21 protein-coding genes and 4 pseudogenes are annotated in these 23718 nt (G+C 65.9%); 14 read left to right on the top strand and 11 right to left on the bottom strand.

Going from position 1 to position 23718, the window contains the following annotated elements; all coding sequences use genetic code 11:
* Positions 1 to 28: 28 nt before the first annotated feature.
* The 3 genes and pseudogenes from G3N64_RS16855 to G3N64_RS16845 form a co-directional block, all read left to right on the top strand.
* Positions 29 to 454, top strand: coding sequence for an organic hydroperoxide resistance protein (locus tag G3N64_RS16855; RefSeq protein ID WP_011880657.1), 426 nt, complete (start codon positions 29 to 31; stop codon positions 452 to 454).
* 67 nt (positions 455 to 521) lie between these two features.
* Positions 522 to 1556, top strand: a complete 1035-nt coding sequence (locus G3N64_RS16850) for an alpha/beta hydrolase (protein WP_126223996.1) — start codon at positions 522 to 524, stop codon at positions 1554 to 1556.
* Positions 1557 to 1831: 275 nt separating this feature from the next.
* Positions 1832 to 1906, top strand: a pseudogene (locus G3N64_RS16845) (CidA/LrgA family protein); the annotation flags it as partial.
* Positions 1907 to 2448: 542 nt separating this feature from the next.
* Here the strand turns inward: G3N64_RS16845 and G3N64_RS16840 are convergent.
* Positions 2449 to 3840 (bottom strand): PLP-dependent aminotransferase family protein, encoded by a 1392-nt coding sequence (locus G3N64_RS16840; RefSeq protein WP_205784966.1) that lies wholly within the window; start codon positions 3838 to 3840, stop codon positions 2449 to 2451.
* A gap of 381 nt (positions 3841 to 4221) precedes the next feature.
* Here G3N64_RS16840 and G3N64_RS16835 point away from each other — a divergent pair, with 381 nt between their 5' ends.
* The 10 genes from G3N64_RS16835 to scpA are packed head-to-tail and all read left to right on the top strand — an operon-like array spanning position 4222 to position 14171.
* Entirely contained in the window at positions 4222 to 4704 is a 483-nt protein-coding gene (locus G3N64_RS16835) for an MSMEG_0572/Sll0783 family nitrogen starvation response protein (protein WP_006405208.1), read from the top strand.
* A 19-nt stretch (positions 4705 to 4723) separates the two neighbouring features.
* A complete protein-coding gene (locus G3N64_RS16830) occupies positions 4724 to 5746 on the top strand; it encodes a Nit6803 family nitrilase (protein ID WP_205784940.1) in 1023 nt (340 codons plus the stop codon).
* Positions 5697 to 6809 (top strand): MSMEG_0568 family radical SAM protein, encoded by a 1113-nt coding sequence (locus tag G3N64_RS16825; protein ID WP_241021028.1) that lies wholly within the window; start codon positions 5697 to 5699, stop codon positions 6807 to 6809. Before G3N64_RS16830 ends, G3N64_RS16825 begins: the two co-directional genes overlap by 50 nt.
* A gap of 2 nt (positions 6810 to 6811) precedes the next feature.
* Positions 6812 to 7372, top strand: coding sequence for an MSMEG_0567/Sll0786 family nitrogen starvation N-acetyltransferase (locus G3N64_RS16820; RefSeq protein ID WP_205784939.1), 561 nt, complete (start codon positions 6812 to 6814; stop codon positions 7370 to 7372).
* Complete coding sequence (locus tag G3N64_RS16815; protein ID WP_205784938.1) at positions 7369 to 8352, top strand: sll0787 family AIR synthase-like protein; 984 nt, start codon at positions 7369 to 7371, stop codon at positions 8350 to 8352. Before G3N64_RS16820 ends, G3N64_RS16815 begins: the two co-directional genes overlap by 4 nt.
* Positions 8352 to 9536 carry an MSMEG_0565 family glycosyltransferase gene (locus G3N64_RS16810; RefSeq protein ID WP_205784937.1) on the top strand — a complete coding sequence of 395 codons (1185 nt, stop codon included), beginning with the start codon at positions 8352 to 8354 and terminating at the stop codon, positions 9534 to 9536. The genes G3N64_RS16815 and G3N64_RS16810 overlap by 1 nt, the downstream gene beginning before the upstream one ends.
* Before the next feature lie 9 nt (positions 9537 to 9545).
* On the top strand, positions 9546 to 9830 hold the full coding sequence (locus G3N64_RS16805) for an MSMEG_0570 family nitrogen starvation response protein (protein ID WP_205784936.1): 285 nt from the start codon (positions 9546 to 9548) through the stop codon (positions 9828 to 9830).
* A 56-nt stretch (positions 9831 to 9886) separates the two neighbouring features.
* Positions 9887 to 11188 (top strand): MSMEG_0569 family flavin-dependent oxidoreductase, encoded by a 1302-nt coding sequence (locus tag G3N64_RS16800; protein WP_205784935.1) that lies wholly within the window; start codon positions 9887 to 9889, stop codon positions 11186 to 11188.
* A 5-nt stretch (positions 11189 to 11193) separates the two neighbouring features.
* Entirely contained in the window at positions 11194 to 12033 is an 840-nt protein-coding gene (locus tag G3N64_RS16795) for a Pnap_2097 family protein (protein WP_205784934.1), read from the top strand.
* Positions 12030 to 14171, top strand: a complete 2142-nt coding sequence (gene scpA, locus G3N64_RS16790) for a methylmalonyl-CoA mutase (RefSeq protein ID WP_205784933.1) — start codon at positions 12030 to 12032, stop codon at positions 14169 to 14171. Before G3N64_RS16795 ends, scpA begins: the two co-directional genes overlap by 4 nt.
* A gap of 482 nt (positions 14172 to 14653) precedes the next feature.
* On the opposite strand, the pseudogene G3N64_RS16785 reads toward scpA, so the two are convergent.
* The 3 genes and pseudogenes from G3N64_RS16785 to G3N64_RS16775 form a co-directional block, all read right to left on the bottom strand.
* Positions 14654 to 14866, bottom strand: a pseudogene (locus tag G3N64_RS16785) (DUF1348 family protein); the annotation flags it as partial.
* Positions 14867 to 15011: 145 nt separating this feature from the next.
* The gene (cynS, locus tag G3N64_RS16780; RefSeq protein ID WP_205784932.1) at positions 15012 to 15482 is read right to left on the bottom strand and encodes a cyanase; all 471 of its coding nucleotides are present in this window, start codon (positions 15480 to 15482) and stop codon (positions 15012 to 15014) included.
* A 61-nt stretch (positions 15483 to 15543) separates the two neighbouring features.
* Positions 15544 to 16203, bottom strand: a complete 660-nt coding sequence (locus G3N64_RS16775) for a carbonic anhydrase (RefSeq protein ID WP_205784931.1) — start codon at positions 16201 to 16203, stop codon at positions 15544 to 15546.
* A gap of 152 nt (positions 16204 to 16355) precedes the next feature.
* Here G3N64_RS16775 and G3N64_RS16770 point away from each other — a divergent pair.
* Positions 16356 to 16759 (top strand): annotated as a pseudogene (locus G3N64_RS16770) (LysR family transcriptional regulator); the annotation flags it as partial.
* 219 nt (positions 16760 to 16978) lie between these two features.
* On the opposite strand, the gene G3N64_RS16765 reads toward G3N64_RS16770, so the two are convergent.
* The 7 genes and pseudogenes from G3N64_RS16765 to G3N64_RS39760 form a co-directional block, all read right to left on the bottom strand.
* Entirely contained in the window at positions 16979 to 17806 is an 828-nt protein-coding gene (locus tag G3N64_RS16765) for an ABC transporter permease (protein ID WP_205784930.1), read from the bottom strand.
* Entirely contained in the window at positions 17799 to 18989 is a 1191-nt protein-coding gene (locus tag G3N64_RS16760) for an ABC transporter substrate-binding protein (protein ID WP_205784929.1), read from the bottom strand. Before G3N64_RS16760 ends, G3N64_RS16765 begins: the two co-directional genes overlap by 8 nt.
* 11 nt (positions 18990 to 19000) lie before the next feature.
* Positions 19001 to 19795, bottom strand: a complete 795-nt coding sequence (locus G3N64_RS16755; protein ID WP_205784928.1) for an ABC transporter ATP-binding protein — start codon at positions 19793 to 19795, stop codon at positions 19001 to 19003.
* Positions 19792 to 20907, bottom strand: coding sequence for an acyl-CoA dehydrogenase family protein (locus G3N64_RS16750; RefSeq protein ID WP_205784927.1), 1116 nt, complete (start codon positions 20905 to 20907; stop codon positions 19792 to 19794). The genes G3N64_RS16755 and G3N64_RS16750 overlap by 4 nt, the downstream gene beginning before the upstream one ends.
* Positions 20880 to 21446: a carboxymuconolactone decarboxylase family protein gene (locus G3N64_RS16745; protein WP_205784926.1), complete on the bottom strand. Its 567-nt coding sequence runs from the start codon at positions 21444 to 21446 to the stop codon at positions 20880 to 20882. The genes G3N64_RS16750 and G3N64_RS16745 overlap by 28 nt, the downstream gene beginning before the upstream one ends.
* 126 nt (positions 21447 to 21572) lie before the next feature.
* The gene (locus G3N64_RS16740; protein WP_205784925.1) at positions 21573 to 22532 is read right to left on the bottom strand and encodes an AraC family transcriptional regulator; all 960 of its coding nucleotides are present in this window, start codon (positions 22530 to 22532) and stop codon (positions 21573 to 21575) included.
* Between the two features lie 185 nt (positions 22533 to 22717).
* A pseudogene (locus G3N64_RS39760) lies at positions 22718 to 23085 on the bottom strand (DUF934 domain-containing protein).
* Between the last annotated feature and the right edge of the window lie 633 nt (positions 23086 to 23718).

Raw genomic sequence — 23718 nt, 5'->3', positions numbered from 1 at the left:
CTCACTCATCATTGAAAAGGAGTCCGTCATGTCGATCGAAAAAGTTCTGTACCGCGCTCATGCAAAAGCCACCGGCGGCCGTGACGGCCGTGCCACGGTGCCCGAAAGCGGTCTCGACCTGAAGTTGACCACGCCGCGCGAACTCGGCGGCGCGGGCGGCGCCGGCGCGAACCCCGAACAACTTTTCGCGGCTGGCTACAGCGCGTGCTTCATCGGTGCGATGAAGTTCGTCGCGGCCCGCGACAAGATCGCGATCCCCGCGGATGCCGCGATCGAAGGCAGCGTCGGCATCGGCGCGATCCCGAACGGCTTCGGCATCGAAGTCGAACTGAAGATCTCGCTGCCGGGCCTCGACCGTGAAACCGCGCAAACGCTGATCGATCGCGCGCACATCGTCTGCCCGTACTCGAACGCGACGCGCGGCAACATCGACGTCACGCTGACGCTCGTCTGATCGCACGTACTGCGAACGAATCCATTGCCATTCATTGCATTCACCGGTTGAACCAAGGAGTCTCATCATGAAAATCGTCAAGCCGCTGCTGATCGCCGCTGCCGTTGCGGCCGCGGTGTTCACCGCCCCCGCCGCCTTTGCCGCCGGCACTGACGGCGTCCGCCCCGATACGGCGACCAGCGGGTTCCTCGCCGTGCTGAACGGCCAGAAGGGGCCGGGCCTCGAAACGCTGAGTCCCGCGAAGGCGCGTCAGGTGCTGGTCGATGCCCAGCGCGGCGCGAAGGTCGACCTGTCCGGCATCGACGTATCGAACCGCACGATCGAGCAGGACGGCCTGTCGGTGCCGATCACGATCGTGCGCCCGCAGGGCGCGGCGGGCACGCCGCCGGTGTTCATGTTTTTCCACGGGGGCGGCTGGATTCTCGGCGACTTCCCGACGCATGAGCGCCTGGTGCGCGATCTGGTGGTGCAATCGGGCGCCGTCGCGGTGTTCGTGAACTACACGCCGTCGCCGGAAGCGCATTACCCGGTCGCGATCAACCAGGCGTATGCGGCGACGAAGTGGGTCGCCGCGCACGGCGCGGAAATCGGTGTCGACGGCAGCCGCCTCGCGGTGGTCGGCAATAGCGTCGGCGGGAACATGGCGGCTGTCGTGGCGCTGATGGCGAAGGACAAAGGCGGCCCGGCAATCCGCTTCCAGGGCCTGTTGTGGCCCGTGACGGACCACGACTTCAATACCGGTTCGTACAACGCGTATCAGCAGGGTCACTTCCTGACCCGGCCGATGATGAAGTGGTTCTGGGACGCCTATACGAAGAACGAAGCGCAACGCAACGAGATCTACGCGTCGCCGCTGCGTGCGAGCACCACGCAGTTGAAGGGATTGCCGCCCGCGCTGATCCAGGTCGCGCAGTTCGACGTGCTGCGCGACGAAGGCGAAGCGTACGGCCGCAAGCTTGACGCAGCCGGCGTTGATGCGACGACCACGCGATATGACGGCACGATTCACGATTTCGGTTTGCTGAACGCACTGGCCGAGGATGCGCCGACCAAGGCGGCGATGAAGGCGATGGCCAACGAAATCGCGACGCGGCTGAAGTAGGGCTGCGGGCGACATTCGAACGGGTTCGAATGCGAACGGCGAAGCGGCGGGCTTGGGTCCGCCGCTTCCGCATGGGGAGCGGGGCGACAGGTGCGTCGAAATGCGACACCGGCGGCCGGATCGCAGCGGCCCGATCCCGATTCCGATCGCGTGATGGCCGGCGGTGCCTGCCGCGCCCATTGTTGGCACGATCCCGCGTATCGTCCACACCGGCGTCGCATGCCGCCGGCCCATCGGCTGCGAGGTAACGCGGCCACGTTCGGGAGAAGCGGTTCATGCTGCAGGCGTTCGCGGTCTTGCTGACCTTCCAGTGTCTCGGAGAAGGGGTGTCCTACCTGTTCGGCCTGCCGTCGTCCGCGGATGTTTCGGTCGATGATGCCGGCGGACATCACACGGAAGGGAATCGGCGACGAGGGGGCTATTGCGGGACTGTGAGGCGCTGCTCCAACCACTCTATAAGCGTAGGCTGCCGAAAAGGCTGCGTCGTGATCTGCTGTGACGCCCGCCTACCGCTGTGGCTAGAGTGTTGATTTTCACGGAGCCTTAACCGACCCGGGTTCGCCCGTTGGGCTATCCGACGGAGAATTCTCTGAACCCGTGCTGTAACGAATTCGAGAAGAGAGCGGCGATCTGCAGAGGGGGTATGTTCGCGTAGAGCCGATGTACTCCGAAGAACATAGCACTCGAGCGTAACCTCATGAGGTTGCGAGGGGCGCGCATCTACCGCTCAATGACGACCAGCGAAGTGACAACTTTACGTTGCAAATGGTGACGACTTCATTCTGGTCTAAGGAATCCAATGCTGCTGTTCCGCGCCACACCGGCGGCATAAGCGGGCGGACACGTAGTACGGCGTCGGGTCCGTGCGTTCAGTCCGCCACGCGGGGCGCGGCTACATCGCCGCACTGTAAAGATGATGTGCGTCGGTGAGTGCATCCGCGACGAGTTCCAGGCCGTCCCGGCACTGCTCCCGATCCTGCGGCCCACCGAGGCAAATGCGGATCGCCGCCGGCGGGTCGCCGTCCGTCGAAAACGCCGCGCTTGCCACGGCGGCGACGCTTCGACTCCGCAGATGCTGCGCCAGATCCGGTGCGGTCCATTGGCATTCGCGCGGAATCGGCAACCAGAGATGGAACCCGTCGGGGTGGGCATCCAACGGCCATGCGCCGAGAATCCGGCCCGCGATCGCCTGCCGTACATGCGCCTCCGATCGAATCGCGGCCAGCATTTCGCTCGCGGTGCCGTCGTTGATCCATTGGGTCGACAGCAGCATCGTGAACGGGTTCGGCATCACGGTCGTGGCGCGCAACGCGCCGGCGATGCGCTGTGCTTCCCGCACCGTCGGCGCCAGCAGGTACGCGATTCGCAGCCCGGCGCCGAGGTTCTTCGACATGCCGGTCACGTAGTAGGTCAGCTCGGGCGCCAGCAACGCCAGTGGCGGCGGCGCGCTTTGCGGCAGCATCGCGTAGGCGTCGTCCTCGATGATGGGCACGTTGTAGCGCAGCGCGACATCGGCCAGGGCTTCGCGGCGCCTGAACGGTATCGTGAGCGTGCTCGGGTTCTGCAGGGTGGGGTTGCAGTACAGCGCGGCAGGCCGTCCGCTTTTGCAGAGCGATTCGAATGCGTGCGGCAACGGACCGTCGTCGTCCCGTGGCAGGGGCTGCAACTGCACGCCCAGTTGCGAGGCGATTGCCTTGATGCCGGGGTAAGCGAGCGAATCGAGGCAGATCGCATCGCCGCGGCGTGCAAGCGTCGAGACGAGCGCGACGAGTGCGCTGTGGATGCCCGGGCAAACGAGCACGGTATCGCTACTGCAGCCGGGCAGGCGATTGGCCAGCCACGTGCGGCCGGCGGCGCGATCCGCCGGGGCGCCGCCGAAATCCTGATATCGCATGAGCTGGTACGGATCGGCGCCATCGAACAATGCCGCTGCCGATTGTTGCAGCCGCCTGGCCATCACGGGCGGCTCGGGCGGCATGTTCATCGACATTTCGATGCTGCTGCCGCCCGACAGCGGAATCGTTCGCGTCGGGCCGCGCACGAATGTGCCGCTTCCCGCGCGCGTATCGAGCAGGCCGCGCCGGCGAGCTTCCGCATAGGCGCGGGCCACCGTCGTGTAGTTGAGGTTCAGCGCACTGGCGAGATCGCGCAGCCCGGGCAGGCGCTCGCGTGGTTTCAGACGGCCCGCGGCGAGATCTTCCTCGATGAGGTCGGGGATCAGCAGGTACGCTGGTTTCCTGCTGTCCAATAGCCGCTTCGACCAATGATGGACTGCGTAATCCATACCTGTTTCCATTTGATGATTCATCAAAACGTTAGCATCACGCATTAATAGAAAAATATAGATATCGCCGTTTTGCAGCCGGTTGATTGCATTGATCGCATTGTGTATCGGATTGATGCATCGATGCACGTTCGATGCGCACGAACCCTTTTCTGCTGCATCAGTCCGGTGCGCGGCGGCGCGCTGGACGGTCGTTTTCCGTCCGGTCCCGATCCGGTCACGCAAGGATTGGGCCGACAGCATCGGCGTTTATCGATTGAATGATTGGAGAGTGATTGCATCGGATCGGGCCCGGTTGGCATATGCGTTGCGTTAATGAGCTCGCCCGGATCCGAAAGCGTTCGGGAACATCACTCAACTCATTTTCAAACGGAGCGTGCTATGCCCGCAGTCAATCAGCCTCTGCACAAGAAAGGAGATTTCCTCGTCGATTACGAGGAAAAGGTTTTCGAAGACGTCAAGGCGGAACCGGGCGAGAAGGCGCTCGTAACGTTCCACACGGTTGCGTTCGAAGGATCGATCGGCTTCGTGAACCTGCTGCAGGCGACGCGCCTGCAACGCAAGGGCTTCGAGACGTCGGTGCTGCTCTACGGCCCTGGTGTGACGCTCGGCCTGCAGCGCGGATTTCCGACACTCGGCGACGAGGCGTTTCCTGGCCACCTTAACTTCAACAAGCAACTCGTCAAGTTCATGGAAGAGGGCGGGAAGGTCTACGCGTGCCGCTTTGCGCTGCAGGCGCTGTACGGGCACGGCGAAGCGTCGCTGATCGAAGGCATCCGACCGATCAATCCGCTCGACGTGCTGGATATCCAGCTGCTTCATCGCAAGGAGAACGCGCTGGTCATCCATACCTGGACCGTTTGATCGAATGACGGGTGCCATCATGTCCGACAAACGCATCGTCCGTGCGGCAGCCGTCCAGATCGCTCCCGATCTGGAACGGGCCGGGGGGACGCTCGACAAGGTCTGCGCGGCGATCGACGAGGCCGCCGGCAAGGGTGTCCAGCTGATCGTCTTTCCCGAAACATTCGTGCCGTACTACCCGTACTTCTCGTTCGTGCGGGCGCCGGTCGCATCCGGCGTCGATCACATGCGGCTCTACGAGCAGGCCGTGGTGGTGCCCGGGCCCGTGACGCATGCGGTCGCCGAGCGCGCGCGCCTGCACGGGATGGTCGTCGTGCTTGGCGTGAACGAGCGCGACCACGGCAGCCTGTACAACACGCAGCTGATCTTCGACGTCGACGGACGGCTCGCGGTCAAGCGCCGCAAGATCACGCCGACGTTTCACGAGCGGATGATCTGGGGGCAGGGCGACGCGGCCGGGCTCAAGGTCGCGCAGACCGGTGTCGGCAGGGTCGGCGCGCTCGCGTGCTGGGAGCACTACAACCCGCTCGCCCGTTATGCGCTGATGACGCAGCACGAGGAGATTCATTGCAGTCAGTTCCCCGGTTCGCTGGTGGGCCCGATCTTCGCGGAGCAGATCGAAGTCACGATTCGTCACCACGCGCTGGAATCGGGCTGCTTTGTCGTCAATGCGACCGGCTGGCTGACGGATGCCCAGATCGAGTCGATCACGGGCGATCCGGATCTGCAGAAAGCCCTGCGCGGCGGATGCAATACCGCGATCGTGTCCCCGGAAGGCCAGCATCTGGCCGAGCCGTTGCGCTCGGGCGAAGGGATGGTGATCGCCGATCTGGACATGGCGCTGATCACCAAACGCAAGCGAATGATGGATTCGGTCGGCCACTATGCCCGTCCGGAACTGCTGAGCCTTGCCATCAACACTCGGCCGGCGACCACGGTGACCCCGATGGGGATCAGCGGGTCGGCCGCACGCGACTTCGAGGGAAACAGCCATGAGCGCGAACGCGAAACCGTCGGTGCAGAGCCGGCAATTGATGACTGAACTGCAGTCGGTCGGGCTGCGCCTCGCGGACCCCCGGGTTGGCGCCGCAAGCCGGCGCGGCGGCGCCGGGCCATCCGATCACAAGGCCGTGACGGTCGATGGCATGACCATCATGGTGCCGGTGCACACGAGCACCGCGTGGGATTCGCCGTTCGTCGCGGCGGCGCCGGACGCGGCGGGCGTCAGCCTGCTCTCGCGCGGCACCATTCCGATCGCGAGCATCAGCTTTCCGTCGAACCCGCGCTTCTGCGCGTTGCAGACACTGGAGGGCGTGCCGTATTCGCACATCGCGACGCTGCATGGTGCCGACGTGCTGGCGACCACCGTGTTGCAGACCTGCATTCGCTACGAGAGCCGGCGCAAGACCTGCCAGTTCTGCTCGATCGGCCAGTCGCTGGCCGCCGGCCGGACGATCGCCCGCAAGACGCCTGAACAGCTCGCCGAGGTGGCGCGCGCGGCGGTCCTGCTCGACGGCGTCAAGCACATGGTATTGACGACCGGCACACCGCCGACGCCGGATCGCGGCGCCCGCATCCTGTGCGAGAGCGCGTTCGCGATCAAGGCGGCCGTCGATCTCCCGATCCAGGCGCAGTGCGAACCGCCCGACGACGACGGCTGGTTCGACCGGATGAAGGCAAGCGGGATCGATACGCTCGGCATGCATCTGGAGGCCGTGACGCCGGCCGTGCGCGAACGGATCATGCCGGGCAAGGCGAGCGTGCCGTTGTCCCGGTACATGGCGGCATTTCGCGCGGCCGTCGCCGTGTTCGGCCGCGGCCAGGTCAGCACCTACATCCTCGCCGGGCTGGGCGACAGCGAGGCCGCGATTCTGGACATGTCGCGCGAGCTGATCGACTTGGGCGTGTATCCGTTCGTCGTGCCGTTCGTTCCGATCAGTGGCACGCCGCTGGAGAGCCATCCGGCACCGTCGCCGGACTTCATGCGCGCGGTGCTCGCGCCGCTCGGCGCGATGTTGCGCGACGCCGGCATGCGTTCCGCCGACATCAAGGCCGGGTGCGGAAAGTGCGGCGCCTGCTCGTCACTGTCGACCTACGAGGCGTGACCATGTACTGCGTAGAGATGGGGCTGGCCGACAACCTCGACACGTACCGGCCCGCCGAATACCGGATCAAATGGGCGGAGCTTCCGTGGGAAATCGACGAAGCATACAAGCTGCGCCGGGCCGTATTCTGTATCGAGCAAGGGATCTTCGTCGGCGACGATCGCGACGATATCGATCGCCACGCGCAATTGCTGGTCGCGGTCAGCTGCTGCGCCGGGCTGCCGGAGCAGGTGGTCGGTACGGTGCGGATTCATGAAACCGTGCCCGGAACCTGGATGGGGTCGCGGCTCGCGGTGCATCCGGCGTTTCGCCGGCAGGGCAGGATCGGCTCGATGCTGATCGCGCTGGCCGTCAGCAGCGCGCATGCCGAAGGTTGCCGGACCTTCGTCGCACACGTGCAATCGCAGAACGTGCCGCTGTTTCGCCGGCTTCACTGGGATGCGCTCGGCGAAGAATCGTTGTTCGGACGTCCTCATCAACTGATGCAGGCCCAGCTTGCACACTATCCGCCGTGCGGCACGCCGTTCAAGGGTTTCGTCCTGCGCTCGGAGGTGCGGCCATGAGCGTCGAGGATCGGATCGCGACGCTGCGCGCAAGCCGCGGCTTCCAGCACAAGCACGACATCTCCGGCGTGGTGGCATCGCTCGCCGCGGCATCGCCGAACGGCGAACGGGATCTCGCACAGGCGGTTGCACTCGGTGACGACTGCGCGGCGATTCCCGACGCGGACGGCTACCTGCTGTTTGCGATCGAGGGCATGGTCGGCGATTTCGTCGAGTCGATGCCGTGGTTCGCCGGGTACAGCGGCGTGATGGCGAACGTCAGCGACGTCTATGCGATGGGTGGGCGGCCGATCGCCGTCGTCGACGCATTGTGGAGCGAGGGGATCGACACCGCGCGGCCGGTGCTTGCCGGGATGGCAGCGGCGGCGTCGGCGTATGGCGTGCCGATCGTCGGCGGCCACAGCAACACGCGCAGCGCGCAGGGGCAACTGGCCGTGTCGATCCTGGGCCGGGCGCGCGCACTGCTGTCGAGCTTCAGCGCGCGGCCGGGCGATCGTCTGATGATGGCGGTCGACCTGCGCGGCGCATTCGAGGAGCCGTATCCGTTCTGGAATGCGTCGGTCGGCGCGTCGCCGGCCCGGCTGCGCGGCGATCTCGAGATCCTGCCGACGTTGGCGGAAGATGGGCTGTGCGATGCCGCGAAGGATATCTCGATGGCCGGCGTGCTCGGGACGGCGCTGATGCTCGTCGAATGCTCGCGCGTCGGTGCACGGATCGCGCTCGACGCGATCCCGCGGCCTCCCGGCGTCGACTTCGATCGCTGGCTGGCGGCGTTTCCGAGCTACGGGTTCCTGATGGCCGCGCGGCCGGTGCATGCCGACGCGATCGCGGAACGCTTCGCGGCGCGCGGGCTCGCGTGCGCCGTGATCGGCGATATCGACGCAACGCGCGAGGTCGTCGTCGAAGAGGCGGGCGAAACGGCGGTGCTGTGGGATTTACGGATCGAGCCGTTCATTACCGGCGCCGGCGGAGGTGTTTGATGAGCGGCGATACGTTGCGCATCGCGCTGCTGACCCACTCGGTCAATCCGCGCGGCGGTGTCGTGCACGCACTCGAACTCGCGAGGGCGCTGCACGAAGCGGGAAGCGACGTGACCGTGTTCGCGCCGGCCGCGCCGGGCGAGACGATGTTCCGCGATGTCCGGTGCCGCGTCGTGCTGGCGCGTGTCGATGGCCATCCGCGCAGCATCGCGGAAATGGTGCGCACGCGGATCGCCGCGATGAGGCACGCATTGCTGGAGCACGATGCCAGCGGGTTCGACGTCCTGCATGCACAGGACAGCATCACGGGCAATGCGCTGGCGGAGCTGAAGGAGTCGGGCGCGATAGACGGATTCGTACGGACCGTGCATCACCTCGACGTATTCGACGACCCGCAGCTCGAACGCTGGCAGGAGCGGGCGTGGCGAGCAGCCGACCAGGTGCTGTGCGTGAGCGCTGCGTGGGCGGCCACGATGCGCAAGACGTACGGGGTCGACGCCAGCGTGGTGCCCAACGGCGTGGACGTCGCCCGGTTCGCTCGGGCGGACCAGGCGGACGTGCAGGCGGTGCGGCAGCGGTTCGGCGTGCACGGCGCGCCGGTCGTGCTCGCGATCGGCGGCATCGAGCAGCGGAAAAACTCGATCGCGTTGCTCGAGGCGTTTGCCCGGCTGCGCGGCACGATGCCCGGCGCACGGCTCGTGATCGCGGGCGGCGCGAGTCTGCTCGATCACGACGCCTATGCGCGCGGCTTCGTCGCGCGCGCCGCCGCGCTCGGGCTGGGGATCGGCGTCGACGAAGCCGTCGTGCCGACCGGGCCGCTCGACGATGCGGCGCTGGTCGCGCTGATGCACTGCGCCGACGTGGTGTCGATGGTGTCGATCCGCGAGGGATTCGGTCTGGTCGTGCTCGAGGCGCTCGCGTGCGGCAAGCCCGTCGTCGTATCCGAAATCGAACCGTTTACCGAGTATCTGGACGAGCACGCGTGCGTGTGGGCCGATCCCGCCGACGTGGATTCGATCGCCGACGCGCTGCGCGACGCGCTCTCGGGGCGGCGGGCTCCCGATTTCACCCATGCCGTCCCCGCACTGCTGAGCCGCTTCACATGGGACGCGAGTGCGCGCAGGCATCTGAACATTTACCAGGACAGGCTGGCGCAGCGTGCGCAAGCATCGTCCGCCCAGTAAGGAGGCATCATGCCGGTCATGCATTTTCGGGTCCGTTGGCCCGACCAGTCGGAAACCAATTGCTATTCGCCTTCGACCGTGGTGTCGGAATTCTTCGCGCCCGACACGCAATACGCGCTCGACGACTTCGTCGAGCGAGCGCGGCGCGCACTGGGTATTGCGTCCGATCGCGTGCGCGAGAAATACGGGTTCGCGTGTTCGGCCGCGATGGACGAGCTGTCACGGATCGAAGCGCACGCGGAGCGATTTGCGCCGCAGGGCGACGCGACCGTGACCGTCATCGAGCTCGTTTAGGGCGTCCGGCACGCCGGAATCCATTGTCGTCTTCAACACACATTCAGGACTGCATCATGTCAAGCGAACCCGTTGTTTCATCCAGCCTCCCGGTTATCGATTCCCATCTCGGCGTAGTCGTCATCGGCGGCGGGCAGGCCGGCCTGTCGATCAGTTACTACCTGAAGCAGGCAGGTATCGATCATCTCGTATTCGAAAAGGAGACCGTGACGCACACGTGGCGCAGGCAGCGCTGGGACGCGTTCTGTCTCGTGACGCCGAACTGGCAGTGTGCGCTGCCGGGCTATCCGTATCGCGGCGCTGATCCGCACGGCTTCATGACGAAGGACGAGATCGTCGAGTATCTCGACGGCTTTATCCGCAGCGTCGATGCGCCGGTGCTGGAACATACCGCCGTCGAGCGGGTGACGCGCGACGCGGACGGGCGCTATCGCATCGCGACGTCGCGTGGCACCTACACGGCGGATCAGGTCGTCGTTGCATCGGGCGGCTACCATCGGCCGATCGTGCCGCGGATGGCCGAGCGGTTTCCCGCAACGATCGTGCAGATCCAGTCGTCGGAATACCGGAATCCGGCCGCCTTGCCGGACGGACCGGTGCTCGTGGTCGGATCGGGACAGTCGGGTGCGCAGATCGCGGAAGACCTCCACCTCGCTGGGCGAAAGGTATTCCTCGCGGTGGGCGATGCCCCTCGCTGTGCCCGTTTCTACCGGGGCAGGGACGTCGTCGACTGGCTGGCCGACATGCAGTACTACGACATGCCGGTCGATGCGCATCCGCTGCGCGAAGGCGTGCGGGACAACACCAACCACTATGTGACCGGCCGCGACGGCGGGCGCGATATCGATCTGCGCCGCTTTGCCGCCGAAGGAATGGAACTGTACGGCCGGCTGGAGGATTTCACGGGCGGGCAGTTGCGATTCTCCGCGGATCTGTCAGCACAGCTCGACAGCGCGGACGATACGTACAACCGGATCAACGCTGGGATCGATGCCCATATCGAGAAGAACGGGATTGCCGCGCCGCCCGCGACGCGCTATGAACCCGTGTGGCGTCCGGCCGGCGAGCGCACGGCGCTCGATCTCGCGGCCAGCGGCATCGCCTCTGTCATCTGGTGCATCGGCTTCACCCCCGATTTCAGCTGGCTGGATGCGCCGGTCTTCAACGGTCGCGGCTATCCCGCGCACCGGCGCGGCGTGACGCCGGTGCCGGGACTCTACTTCGTCGGGCTGCCCTGGCTATACACGTGGGGTTCGGGGCGATTCTCCGGGGTGGCGCGCGATGCCGCCCATATCGTCGACCAGATCCAGGCCGAGATGACGGCCGCGCGGCGCTCGGCCGACAGCCTGGCCGCCTGACGCCGATGCATACCGCCATCCATCGCTATCGGGCCGGCATGCCGCAACTCGCGCACACCGGGCTCGCGGAAAACTGGCTGCTCAAGGAGTGCGGGCAGCGTCACTGGGACGCGCTGGCCGCGCATAGCGGCCGCGATGCACCCGAGTTCTTCGACGACGAGGGGCGGCGTGCATATGCGTCGTTCGTTGCGGTGCGCGTCGACATGAACGGCCGTCACGCGATTCGCGAGAACGACACGTTCGCGCTTCATGTCGCGCTTCACAGGGTCGGCCCGATTCGCCATTTCAGCGAACAGCGAGTCCGGCACGGCGACGACGAAGTCGGTATCGTGCGGATGATGTCGACGTTCGTGACGCGCGAACACGCCGGCAGCAACCGCTCGGTGGTGAAGGCGCGAATGACTGGGATCGACGGCCGCACCGGCCCGGTCCCGGCCGATGCGCTGTCGATGGCGGAACGGGCGAAGAGGTTGCGGGTGCGGGATGCGTCGATCGTGCCGGCGCTCGCCGGCCTCGCGGAGGACGATGGCGCAAGCGTCTCGTTCCTGCCGTGCCCGAACATGGATTTCAATGGCGCGGACCTGCTTTACTTCGCCAGCTTCCAGGCATTCGTCGACCGCGCGGAATGGCAGCATTTCCGCTTCGGGCACGCACCGGTGCTGGCGGCGCGCCAACTGTACTTTCATGGAAATCTCGACATCGGCGATTCGTTGACGGTTCGTTTCGCGCGTGCTCGATCCGATGCGGACGGCCTGCTGCACTGGAGCGAAATCGTGCGCGAGGGCGACGGGATGAAGATTGCCGACGTGATCACGCAAAAGCGCTGGAGTCGGAGTCGGGCATGAACGAAGCAGCAATCATGGAGTCGGGCGCCGACGTGGCGAACGTCGAGCGCAACGATCGACGCGCGCGCGCGGTGCCGCTGCGGACATGCTACACGCGCGGCGATCTCGAAGGCGTCGCGCATCTGGACGGCATGCCTGGCGCATGGCCCTATGTGCGCGGGCCGTACGCGTCGATGTATACCGATCGCCCATGGACGATCCGGCAATACACCGGGCATGCGGACGCGGCGGATTCCAATCTCGCGTTTCGCACGGCGCTCGAGCAGGGCGCGCAGGGGCTGTCCGTGGCCTTCGACCTGGCCACGCAGTGCGGCTACGACTCGGATTGCGCCGAGGCGCGGGCCGATGTCGGCGTGGCCGGCGTCGCGATCGATACGGTCGAGGACATGGCGCGGCTGTTCGACGGCATCGCGCTCGACCGCACGACCGTGTCGATGACGATGAATGGCGCGGTCCTGCCGATCATGGCAGCGTTCGTCGTGGCCGCCGAGGAGCAGGGCGTGCCGCCCGAGCGGATCGGCGGGACGATTCAGAACGACATCCTGAAGGAGTACATGGTCCGCAATACGTGGATCTTCGAGCCGGAACCGTCGATGCGGATCGTCGCCGACGTCGCGTTGTGGCTGGCGCGGCATGCGCCGCGCTTCAATGCGCTGTCGGTGTCGGGATATCACTTCCAGGAAGCCGGCGCCGATGCCGTGCTCGAACTCGCGTTGACGCTGTCGAACGCGCGTGCGTACGTCGACACGCTGGCCGCACGCGGCATGCCCGCGGATGAAGCCTGCTCGCGTCTGAGCTTCTTCTTCGGCGTCGGCAGCGATTTCTATACGGAAATCGCCAAGCTGCGCGCTGCGCGTCTGCTGTGGGCGGACATCGCACACGCGTGCGGCGCGCGTTCGCCCCGGGCGTGTGCACTGCGCATGCATTGCCAGACATCGGGCTGGTCGTTGACGGCACAGGAGCCGGAGAACAACATCGTTCGCGTGACGGCGCAAGCGATGGCCGCGGCGTTCGGCGGCACGCAGTCGCTGCACACGAATGCGTACGACGAGGCGCTTGCGCTGCCGTCCGCGGCGGCGGCGCGCCTCGCGCGCAATACGCAGCTGATTCTGCAGCATGAAACGGGACTGTGCGACACGGTCGATCCGTGGGCCGGTTCGTACATGATGGAGTCGCTGACGGACGGCATCGCGACGCGCGTGCGCGCCGAGCTGGCGGCCATCGACGCGCAGGGCGGCGTGATCGCCGCGATCGAGTCCGGCTGGGTGAAGCGGCGCTTGCTGCATGCCGCGGCCGAGACGCAGGCGCAGGTCGATTCCGGGCGCCGGACGGTGGTCGGCGTGAACCGTTTCGTCGCGAGCGACCCGACCGACGCGTTCATGGTGCGCGAGATGGACGGCCGCCATGTTCGGGCGGGGCAGACGCGGCGAATCGCAGCCGTCAAGGCGGCGCGCGATCCGGCGCGGGTGGCGACGGCGTTGCAGCGGCTGGCCGATGCGGCGCGCGACGGCGGCGGAAACCTGCTCGCATTGGCGATCGACTGCATGCGGGCACGTGCGACCGTCGGGGAGTGTACGCGCGCGCTGGAATCGGTATGGCCGCGGCATGCCGCGGCGGTGGAAGCGGACGGCGAGGGCGTCTACGGCGACCATCGGCGAGGCGACGCCGCATGGCGGGCGGCGAAGGGCCGCGTCGGGCGACTGGCGAAACGCGCGGGACGCCGGCCGCGCATCGTGATCGCCAAGCTTGGCCAGGACGGACACGACCGCGGTGCGGCGGTCGTCGCAGCCGCGCTGGAGGACGCCGGATTCGACGTCCTTCGCCTGCCGCTGTTTCAGCAGCCGGCCGCCGTGGCGGTAGCCGCACAGGCGCATGGCGCCGATATCGTGGGCGTTTCGTCGTTGTCGGGCGCCCACCTCGAGCTCGTCGAAGGGCTGCTCGACGAACTGGCGTTGCGTCGCGCCGAGATTCCGGTGGTGTTGGGAGGAATCTTTCCCGCTGCGGATGCGCGACATCTGAAGGCGAAGGGCATCACGGCGACTTTCGGGCCCGGCACACCGCTCGACGCGATCGCACAAGCGCTGTGCGCATGTATCGAGCAGGTTCGGTGTGCAGGTCCGGCGGACGGCGCGAGCTGATGCGGGTCGGGCCGCCGTTCGTGCGACAGTGGTCGCATCGCACGAACGCTCGGGTGGCGCCGTGTCATGCGATCACGGCGACGCCGTCTGCCGCCCGCACGCCCTCGCCGGCGTCGTGCACGAACGGCGGATTGATCTCGGATCTTACGAACCGGCCGCCGAGGTGAAGGGCCATCCGCAGCGATTCCCTCAGGCACGACGTTGAAGCTGGGTGAGAACCCTTCAGGGGCATGAGACACGCGCTAGAGGACGGTATCGTCGCTTTCCACCGCCGGCTACTGACGGCTTCCGGCCACCAGGCGACATTCGATCATCCCTTCGTTCGGACATGCAGACGTCGGCTCCTCGCTGCAAAGCGGACGAACTAGGAAAATTGGCTATGCAATCCAATTGGAGCAGCCCCCTGAAACGCCGGACACAGTCACCCACCTACGATAACGGGTAGGCATACGACTGTGGTTTTGACCAATACTGTTGTAAGACTTCTTCCACTTGCGCTCGAGGAACGCCTGCGCTTCCGCTCGATTGTTCGCGAACTCTGCGCGATTGCGCCATTTCGTGTCGAGCGAATAGGCGAGCGCGACCTTGGCGGCGTCGCGCGAATTCCAGCCGTCTTCCGCGAGACGGACTTTCTCGATGGCCGTCTCCAGCGTGAACGGCGGAAGCGGCGGGCGAACTGCTGCGGGTGAAGTCATTTCGGATCTCCTTGTGGGGTACGGCGCGTTGTTGGTGCTCGACGTGGAGCACCGCCCCGTCATCGTGCAACCCGAGAGGGCAAGGCCGCCCGAAGCAAGCGCGGCACCGGTGCTCAGTAAGAATTTTCGTCTTTGCATCATGGGTTCAGAACGGCTTGGTAGGCAGATACTTGCCATTGAGCGTGATGACGGCACGCTCGCCGCCTTCCGGGTCCGGAACCTTCTGGATATCGAGTTTGAAGTTGATCGCGCTGATGATGCCGTCGCCGAATTTCTCGTGAACCAGCGCCTTCAACGTCGAGCCGTACACCTGTACCATTTCGTAGAAGCGGTAGACGGTCGGATCGGTCGGCACGCCGCCCGGAATGCTGCCGCGCACGGGAATGGTTTGCAGCAGGCACACGGCGTCCGCGTCGAGCCCGAGGCGTTCGGCGACCAGCTTCGCCGCGTTCTCCGGCAGCGCATGCTGACCGAGCAGCGCGGCTGTCGTGTATGCGAGGCTCAGGCCCGTGCCTTCGTTGATGGCTTCAAACGTGAGGTTCTTGCGCACCTTCGCGTCGACGATCGTTTCCGTCAAAGCTTCGCGTGCGTTCGGTGTGACTTGCGATTGGGTCATGATGCTGCTCCTTGAGTAAATCAACCTGGTGAGATCGGCAGCCGGTGTGACGAGCCGGGAATCAGAGCGCAGCCGCGCACTCGGCGGGCGTCGCGGTGACATCGGGATGCGCGGCGAGCGGCACGAACTGGCGAGTCGCGGCATCGAGCGCGTCGATGGAGCCTGATTTGATGTCGTAGACCCATCCGTGCAAATTGAGGCGGCCTTGCGCGAGTCCCAGTGCAACGGAGGGATGGGTCTTCAGATTGTCGAGTTGCGCGATGACGTTCTCGCGCACCATCGAGTCGACGCGTTCGCGCTCGCTCGCATGTTCACGCGCCTCGTTGACGAGCTTCGCCGAGTCGGCGTAGCGCAGCCAGTTCGCGACCGCGGGCATATGGCCGAGGCACTTGCACGTCGCGACGGCCGTCATTGCGCCGCAGTCCGAGTGGCCGCATATCACCACATCCGTCACGCCGAGCGCGGCCACTGCATATTCGACGGTAGCCGAAACGCCGCCCGGCTCGGGACCGAACGAAGGCACGATGTTGCCGGCATTGCGGATCACGAACAGATCCCCCGGTTCGCGCTGCGTGACCAGTTCGGGAACCATGCGGCTATCGGAACAGGAAATGAACAGGGTGCGCGGCGTCTGGCTGGTCGCCAGCTTGCGGAACAACTCCCTGCGCGCGGGCATGACGTCCCGTTGAAACTTCAGAAAACCGTCGATGATCTCTTGCATGGTCAGCTCCATTCAGTCTGGCGTTCGTTGCCGCGTCGGTCAGTGCGATGCGTTGAACAGAGAATGGACCTGTTCCGTCATAGTGTCCAAGACGGGTTTGTGATGCTAACCATAGGCAATACCAATTGTTGTCGGGCACGAAGAAATTCGCCGTGCTGTTGCGTGGTATCCGTTACCTTCCGGCCGTCCCGGAACATGCTATTTCACGTGCGCCGCCGAGGCACTGCACGTTTCGCAGCCCACGCTGTCGCAGCAGATACTGCAACTGGAAGACAAGCGGCGCACTCAGCGGCTGGACCGTTCGGGGCGGAACGTGCAACTCACGGATGCCGGCGCGGCGTGGATGCGCTATGCGAAGCTCGCGCTACAGGATCTGGGTGCGGGCGTGCGGGCGATACATGACGTCGGCGAACTGAGCCGCGGCAATCTGCGCGTTGCCGTGACGCCGACCTTCACGGCGTATCTCGTGGGGCCCATGATCGATCGCTTTTATGGGCTGCATCCTGGCATCGTGATCGACATTCAGGAAATCACGCAGGATCAGATCGGAGCGCAGCCGGTTGATTACAGCCTCGACGGCCGTCGATGGTGTCGTGGCGCGAGGCATTCGCGGACATCTTCGCGATCGGCTATCGGTGAGTGGCGCCTGTTTAAGCGACGAGCAAATGATCGGGGGGGCCTCGCAGAATCTGACACCGAGTCGACCGCACCAATCCGGCGCCAGCCCACGGGACCTTTTGATGCTTTTCATGCTCTTGCGGCTGCCATCGAATCGCTAGCGATCGGTCGCGAGCACGGCCCGCGCCAGAAGGCGGGCGGTACCGTCGAGCGCGAACCCGAGTGAGCCGATGACGAGAATGACTGCCGTCAGTTCAGAATACGCGAGCCGGTCGCGCGTATCGAGGATCAGGTAGCCGAGGCCCGCGTTGACGCCGAGCATCTCGGCCGGCACGAGCACGATCCACAGGATGCCGATCGCGAGCCGGATGCCGTTGAGCAGCGGCCCCGCGATGGCGGGCAGCACGATATGCACCAGGAGCTCGCGGCGGGTGGCCGCGAGGCTTGCGCCGAGTTGCAGCCAGCGCAGGTCGATCTGCGTGACGCCGGCCGCCGTGCTCATCAGCACCGGCCACAACGCGGCGAACCCGAGCAGGAAGTAGATCGCGCGATCGCCGATGCCGAACGACATGACCGCGAGCGGCATCCACGACAGCGGCGACACCATGCGCAGAAACTGGAACGTCGGCGACAGCATTCGCTCGACCCATTGCACGCGGCCGATCAACAATCCGAGCGGGATGCCGGCCAGTAGCGCCGCACCGAGCCCGACGCCGATGCGTCGCAGGCTGACGAGCGCGTGTTCGACGAGATGATCGTCCGCGCACAGCGATCTCAGGCTGGCGAACGCGCTGTCCGGCGCGAACTGCCGGCCGAGCGAGCCGGGCTCGGTCAACACGTGGATCGCGGCCCACCAGACGGCGACCGTCGCCACGAGCCCGGCGACGCCGAGCCATCCCGCGGCAACGCGTGCCGGGTAGCGGGAGCCGCCGCTCCGGCGCGTGTCGGGTGCGGACGAGCGGCGGGAGGCGAGCGCGTCAGACAACGATGATCTCCTCGCGCTGGAACGCGCCCGATTGACCGAACGCGGTCAGGCCGCCGACTGCCTCGATGCTCTTGCGCACGAATCGATCGTCGACGAGATCGCGGGCCGCGAACGCCGGGTCGAGCGACGCGAGGAATGCGCTGTCGCCGTCGACCACCGTGCGCTTCAGACGCTGAACCAGCGCCTTGGTATAGCTCGGGAACGGATACGGCTGGAAGTCGATCCGCTTCGCGTGCCAGTCGGCATGGCGGATCGCACCGCTCGCCCGATAGGTGTCGGCCAGCGATGGCGACGGCACCAGCACGCGGTCGAGCGACGCGAGCGTATGCGGCGAATAGCGGTGCGCGCCGTCCTTCGACAGCAACTGCGCGGTGTCCTGCGGATGTGCGCGCGTCCACAGCTGTGCTTTCACGATCGCGTTGACGACCTTTTGCGACCACGCGGGGCGCTGCGCCAGATCGTTCTCGTGCATGAACACGACGCAGCACGCATGGTTTTTCCACACATCGCCGGTGAAGCGCAGGATCTTGCCGATCTTCATCAATTCAGCGGTCGCATTGAACGGCTCCGCGACGATATACCCGGCGATCTGGCGCGCGGCGAGCGCGGGCAGCATGTCCGACGGCGCCATCACGACCAGGTTGACCTCGTTCGCCGCGGGCGTGCCGCGCCGCTTGAGCACGGGCGTAAGCCCCTGCTGGCGCAGCATGTCCTGCAGCACGACGTTGTGAATCGAATACCAGAACGGAATCGCGACGGTCTTGCCGCCGAGATCGCGCAGCGAATCGATGTCGAGCCCGACCGTCAGCCCGGAGCCGTTCACGTGGTTCCACGCGACCACCTTCGCCGGCGCGCGGCTGCCGTAGCGCGCCCACAGCGTCATCGGCGACAGCAGGTGCACGACGTTGACCTGCCCGGACAGGAACGCTTCGACGAGTTGCGCCCAGCTGCGCAGCAGCTTCGGTTGCTCGACCGTCAGCCCTTCGGACGCGAAATAGCCGTTGTTGTGCGCAACGAGCAACGGCGCTGCGTCGGTAATCGGCAGATAGCCGATGCGAACCGGCGCATCCGGTTCGGCCGCGGCGTGCGCGTTCGCCATCGACAGCAACGGGGCGGCGCCCGTCGCGGTGAACAGGGCCGCGAGCTTCAGCCATTCGCGGCGCGACATCGGAATCTGGCACATGGATAGGGAGATCAGTTCAAGGGATGGAGTGCGGACGCATGCGGGCGTTTCATGCCGGCCTGCAACGCCTTCAGGATGTCGATGCGCATCGTGCCGAGTTCGCTCACGAACGCGTCGCGCAGATGCGGGAAATCGACGTGCCACGCGTCGATGAGGCGGCCTTGCGTGCCGAGCAGCACGATGCGATCGGCCACGAGCAGCGCCTCGTCGATATCGTGGGTCACGAGCACCGTCGCGCATCGCGTTGTCGATACGATGTTCACCAGCAACCGCTGCATCGCGGCGCGCGTGACTTCGTCGAGCGCCGAAAAGGGCTCGTCGAGCAGCAGCGCGTGCGGCTGACGCGCGAGTACGCGCGCCAGCGCCGCACGCTGCGCCATCCCGCCGGAGAGCTGGGCCGGACGCAGCGACGCGGCGGCTTCGAGCCCGACCGCGTGCAGCGCGGAGCGGACGCGTTCGCGTTGCTGATCGCGCGTGAGGCGCTCCTGATGTTCGAAGGCGAGCCCGAACGCGACGTTCCGCTCGGTCGACAGCCACGGCAGCAGGCACGGGTCCTGAAACGCGATCGCGATCCTCGGGTGCGGGCCCTGCAGCGTCGTACCGTCGATCGACACGGTGCCGGATTGCGGCCGCTCCAGGCCCGCCAGCGCCCGCAGGAGGCTCGACTTGCCGGTGCCGCTCGGGCCGATCAACGCGACGATTTCGCCGCGCTCGACCGACAGCGAGACATCGGCAAGGACGGTATGGCGCCGCTTGCCGTCGTAGCCCAGCGTCAGATGGCGCGCGTCCAGCAGCGGGGGCGTCATGCGGCGATGCTCCGCGCCTGCGCGGCGAGTTGCGCCTTCAACTGCACCACGCTCGGCGTGACGATCGGAATGAACGCCGCTTCGCGCCAGCGTCGCTCGAAGCCGAGCCCCGCATCGCGCAGATAGCCGCGGCCGCCGCTCGCCTCGAGTTCGAGGTTCACGGCGGTGGCCACGTGCGTCGCGAGCGCGATGCGCAGCTCGAACAGGCGGTTCGGGTGCAGGCGCAGGCTACCGTCGGCGAGGCCGGCCGACAGCTGCGCGCAGGCGGCGGCCAGTCCGGCCGCGCAGGATTCGACTTCGGGGCCGAGAATGCCGCGCGTCGTTTCCGCCGCGCGCCGCGCTTCGGCCAGCGCCCGCCGCGCGAGCCCGATCGACAGCCCGCACTGCAAGCCGAGGAACGCCGGTCGCACCGCGGGCAGGAAGGTTTGCGCGTCCGGATGGATCAGCCACGCGGCGTCGGTCGGGACGCCGTCGAGATGCAGCGCGGCGGTGTTGCTGCCGCGCAGCGCGATCAGGTCGAGATCGGAGCTGCGTGTCAGGCCCGGTGCGTCATCCGGGATCGCGACGATCGCGGACGGCCGGCCATCGCCGAACGCGACGGCAGCCGCCACCACGAACCGTTCCGCGCGCAGGTTCGTCACCCACGCCATCCGGCCGGTCAACCGCCAATCGTCGGCGCTTTCCGCGTGCGGCGTCGCGTCGATCTGAAGCGACTCGATGCCGGACAGGTATTTCATCGCGTTCGACAGGCCGCTGGCGCCGGCGCAACGGCCATCGAGCAGCGCCGGCAGCCAGCGTTCGCGCAGCGCGGTATTCGGGCTTTGCAGCAGATATTCGATGAAACTGCGCTGGCCCCACAGCACGAAGGCGGCGGTCAGCGAATGCTCGGCGACCGCGGCGATGCCGGCAATGGCGTCCGTGGTGGTGCCGCCCGCGCCGCCGAGGCTTGCGGGCACACCGGTCCGGAACAGGCCGGCGGTCGCGAGACGCGGCACGACGTCCGCTTTCAGCGCGGCGCTCGTGTCGAGCTGCGTGGCGTTCGCGTCGAGCCAGTCGACCAGCGACGCGTCGAGGGCGGGTGCCTTCAGGCGGCCTGTGTCCGGGGTTCCCATCGGTATGCCGCCAGTTCGGGGTTGAGTTCGTTGCGCGACAGATTGTTCGCGAAGTTGCACAGCGTCGCGAGGCTCACGCCCAGCACCACTTCGAGTGCGTTCGCTTGGGTGAAGCCGGCGGCCAGGAACGCGTCGAGCGCGTCGTCGGTCACGCCGCCGCGCGTCGCGATCACGGCGCGCGTGAAGGCGGCCACCGCGTCGAGCCGCCGATCGGCAACCGGTTCGCCGCCGCGCAGCGCGTCGACGTCTGCGCGGTCGACATGCGCCTTTTTCAGCGCGGCGGCGGTGTGTCCGGCCACGCAGAATGCACAGCCGTGGACGGCGGCCGCGGTGATCTGCACGGCTTCGCGCTCGGCGAACGTGAGGCCCGCGCGGCCGTTGATCTCCGCGACGGTCAGATAGGTTTCGAGGGCGACCGGCGCATTCGCGAGCGAGCGTACGAGATTCGGCAGGAAGCCGTTCGCGCGCTGCGATTTTTCCAGGAAGGGCTGGCTCGCCGCGGGGGCGGTTTCGACGGTAGGCAAGGGCAGGCGGCTCACAGGATTCTCCGGAAGGGCAGTGCGATCATTGTCGAGGCGCCGCTGCCGCCGGACAATGCGCGAACATCCGCGATTCCTGTGCGTTCGTCCCACGACGTGCGTTTCGACGTCGCGCCGGCCAGCCGGTTAGTGCAGGCGGGCGGCCGATTGCGACGCGTCGTCGCGGTCGCGGCGCCACGCGCCGGGTTGCATGCCCATCGTGCGCTTGAACGCATGCGCAAAGGCCGATTCCGACTGATAGCCGACCAGTTCGCCCGCCCGCGAAATCGGCAGGCCTTGCCGCAACAGGTCCGCCGCGAGCCGCATCCGGACCATCGTGACGAACTGCATCGGCGGATGGCCTGACGCTTCGCTGAAGTGTTTGCAGAACGCGGTGCGCGACATGTTCGCGAATGCGGCCATCGAATCGGTGGTCCACGCGTCGGCGGGCGCGTCGATGATCGCGGCAACCAGCGTGCCGAACCCGGTCCGCTGCATCAGCGACGCGAGCCCGCTGGCGACGGTATCGTGCCCCGCGGCGTCCCGCACCGCATAGAACAGCAGCAGTTCGACCAGCTTGTCGATCAGCGGGGACGGCGCATCGACGCCATGACGCCCTTCGGCGCGAATCAGGTCGAATAGCCCATGGATGCCGCGATAGGCGTCGTCGCCGCGCCGCACGATCAGGTACTCGGGAAAGAGCGACACGATCGCGCGCGACACGGTGGAGTGGAATTCGATGAAACCGCACGCGAGGCCGACGCTACCGTCGACCGACGAGTCGAGCGGTTGCATCGACCCGCGTGGCTCGAGCGGGTGGCCGCCGGCGACCGCGCAGGTCTGCGGGCGAACCGGGCTCGGCGACAACCCGTGCGGCACGTCGCGCAGCAGAAAGACGGCTTCACCTTCGGCGACCGGGATGCTGTCGCGCCCGTCCGCGAAGTGAAGCCACGCCGATCCATGCAGGATAACGTGGAAGCTCGCTTTCGCGCGGCCGGCGGTGGACGCCTGCCAGTCGCCGCAATACTGGCCGACATGAAAAAGCTGGCTTTTCGGCTCCAGGCTGCACAGCAGCCAATGGACGACCTTGTCTGTTTGCGCGGACATTCCGATGCTGGAGGATGGGTGAGGCGCCCATGCTACGGGCTGTGCCACGCCGCTCAAACCAACGATTCGTGAAATGCATTTTCCCGCCAGGACCACACCGGTGTCGAACTGAAGGACGTCTGGTAGACGGAATATCCCATTACTGAATGATGTCGCGCCGCGAACGCACACGAAGCAGTAGTCGTTCAGCGATCCACGTCGTTTTCACGATAGGGTGCTGCTCGCGCGACATCGCCCTGATAGAACGCCGCGAATCGTTCCAACGGCCGCCGGGCGGCTTCGCTGTCGGAGCCTTCCCTCAGTACCGCACTCGAAAAGCCCATGCGTTCCATCTGCTGTAATTGATCGACGAGAACCTCACCAGTGGCCCGCAAGTCGCCCTTGAAGCCGAGTCATCGGCGCAGGTAATAGGCCTGGCGGCCTGGCTATACGAGCGTCCGTCAGTAAACGACGGGAAATGCAAATCGACGCGCGTCGCGGTCGCGATCTCGAGCGCGTACGTCGGACCTAGTGATTTCGATCATCGAAAGGTTACGCTTGCGAAGCGGACCATACATTGCAGCGGGCATGAATCGGATGCAGGCCTCACCGGAAGCCTTGCACGACCGCGGCGCGATGCATCCACTTCAACGTACTCGTTGCGTTGGCAAAGGGCGATGCAGAAGCCGCGAGTGCGGCGTTGAAGGCGGATATCCTGGATGCTGCGTCCTGGTACAAGAAGCAGATTTTGGACGCCACGTGATAACTCTTTTTATCCTGGATAACTTAGTGGATCGATGTGATGAAGCTTGAACAGTACCAAGCCGCTGTTTTGACATTTCTCTTTGACAGACTACCGATTGGTAACGATGTCGATTCGCTGGAGTTCTCTTTATCCGGTGAGTTTTCTGGAAAGTACCGTGTGGCTCATTCGTCCATTGAGTCGTCCGATCGGACGACGCGAGTGATCTTCACATTGCCGAGTTATTCTCGTAGTGTCTTTATCGCCCTGACTCGGACGAGGCTAAACGACACTGCGCGGATCTTGGCGAATCTGGAGGACTACGAGCGAGAGACATCCTTAGAGGCCAGTTCAAAAAGACCCTCGAGGGGCTGTTAACTTCGCCGGCGACCTGTTAACCTCAAGCATCTGAGCAACGGGATCATGAGGAATGCAAGCGCCGATCGTTGATGACGAATTGTGGAT

This window comes from Burkholderia sp. Ac-20344 (genome assembly GCF_017104975.1).
In the GTDB taxonomy this organism is placed as follows: domain Bacteria; phylum Pseudomonadota; class Gammaproteobacteria; order Burkholderiales; family Burkholderiaceae; genus Burkholderia.
This window is presented reverse-complemented; position numbering and strand designations above follow the sequence as displayed.

Excerpts from the sequence above, each read along its gene's own strand:
- G3N64_RS16855 (WP_011880657.1), top strand. The coding sequence starts at position 29 with ATGTCGATCGAAAAAGTTCTGTACCGCGCTCATGCAAAAGCCACCGGC.
- G3N64_RS16850 (WP_126223996.1), top strand. The coding sequence starts at position 522 with ATGAAAATCGTCAAGCCGCTGCTGATCGCCGCTGCCGTTGCGGCCGCG.
- G3N64_RS16840 (WP_205784966.1), bottom strand. The coding sequence starts at position 3,840 with ATGGATTACGCAGTCCATCATTGGTCGAAGCGGCTATTGGACAGCAGG.
- G3N64_RS16835 (WP_006405208.1), top strand. The coding sequence starts at position 4,222 with ATGCCCGCAGTCAATCAGCCTCTGCACAAGAAAGGAGATTTCCTCGTC.
- G3N64_RS16830 (WP_205784940.1), top strand. The coding sequence starts at position 4,724 with ATGTCCGACAAACGCATCGTCCGTGCGGCAGCCGTCCAGATCGCTCCC.
- G3N64_RS16825 (WP_241021028.1), top strand. The coding sequence starts at position 5,697 with ATGAGCGCGAACGCGAAACCGTCGGTGCAGAGCCGGCAATTGATGACT.
- G3N64_RS16820 (WP_205784939.1), top strand. The coding sequence starts at position 6,812 with ATGTACTGCGTAGAGATGGGGCTGGCCGACAACCTCGACACGTACCGG.
- G3N64_RS16815 (WP_205784938.1), top strand. The coding sequence starts at position 7,369 with ATGAGCGTCGAGGATCGGATCGCGACGCTGCGCGCAAGCCGCGGCTTC.
- G3N64_RS16810 (WP_205784937.1), top strand. The coding sequence starts at position 8,352 with ATGAGCGGCGATACGTTGCGCATCGCGCTGCTGACCCACTCGGTCAAT.
- G3N64_RS16805 (WP_205784936.1), top strand. The coding sequence starts at position 9,546 with ATGCCGGTCATGCATTTTCGGGTCCGTTGGCCCGACCAGTCGGAAACC.
- G3N64_RS16800 (WP_205784935.1), top strand. The coding sequence starts at position 9,887 with ATGTCAAGCGAACCCGTTGTTTCATCCAGCCTCCCGGTTATCGATTCC.
- G3N64_RS16795 (WP_205784934.1), top strand. The coding sequence starts at position 11,194 with ATGCATACCGCCATCCATCGCTATCGGGCCGGCATGCCGCAACTCGCG.
- scpA (WP_205784933.1), top strand. The coding sequence starts at position 12,030 with ATGAACGAAGCAGCAATCATGGAGTCGGGCGCCGACGTGGCGAACGTC.
- cynS (WP_205784932.1), bottom strand. The coding sequence starts at position 15,482 with ATGACCCAATCGCAAGTCACACCGAACGCACGCGAAGCTTTGACGGAA.
- G3N64_RS16775 (WP_205784931.1), bottom strand. The coding sequence starts at position 16,203 with ATGCAAGAGATCATCGACGGTTTTCTGAAGTTTCAACGGGACGTCATG.
- G3N64_RS16760 (WP_205784929.1), bottom strand. The coding sequence starts at position 18,989 with ATGTGCCAGATTCCGATGTCGCGCCGCGAATGGCTGAAGCTCGCGGCC.
- G3N64_RS16755 (WP_205784928.1), bottom strand. The coding sequence starts at position 19,795 with ATGACGCCCCCGCTGCTGGACGCGCGCCATCTGACGCTGGGCTACGAC.
- G3N64_RS16750 (WP_205784927.1), bottom strand. The coding sequence starts at position 20,907 with ATGGGAACCCCGGACACAGGCCGCCTGAAGGCACCCGCCCTCGACGCG.
- G3N64_RS16740 (WP_205784925.1), bottom strand. The coding sequence starts at position 22,532 with ATGTCCGCGCAAACAGACAAGGTCGTCCATTGGCTGCTGTGCAGCCTG.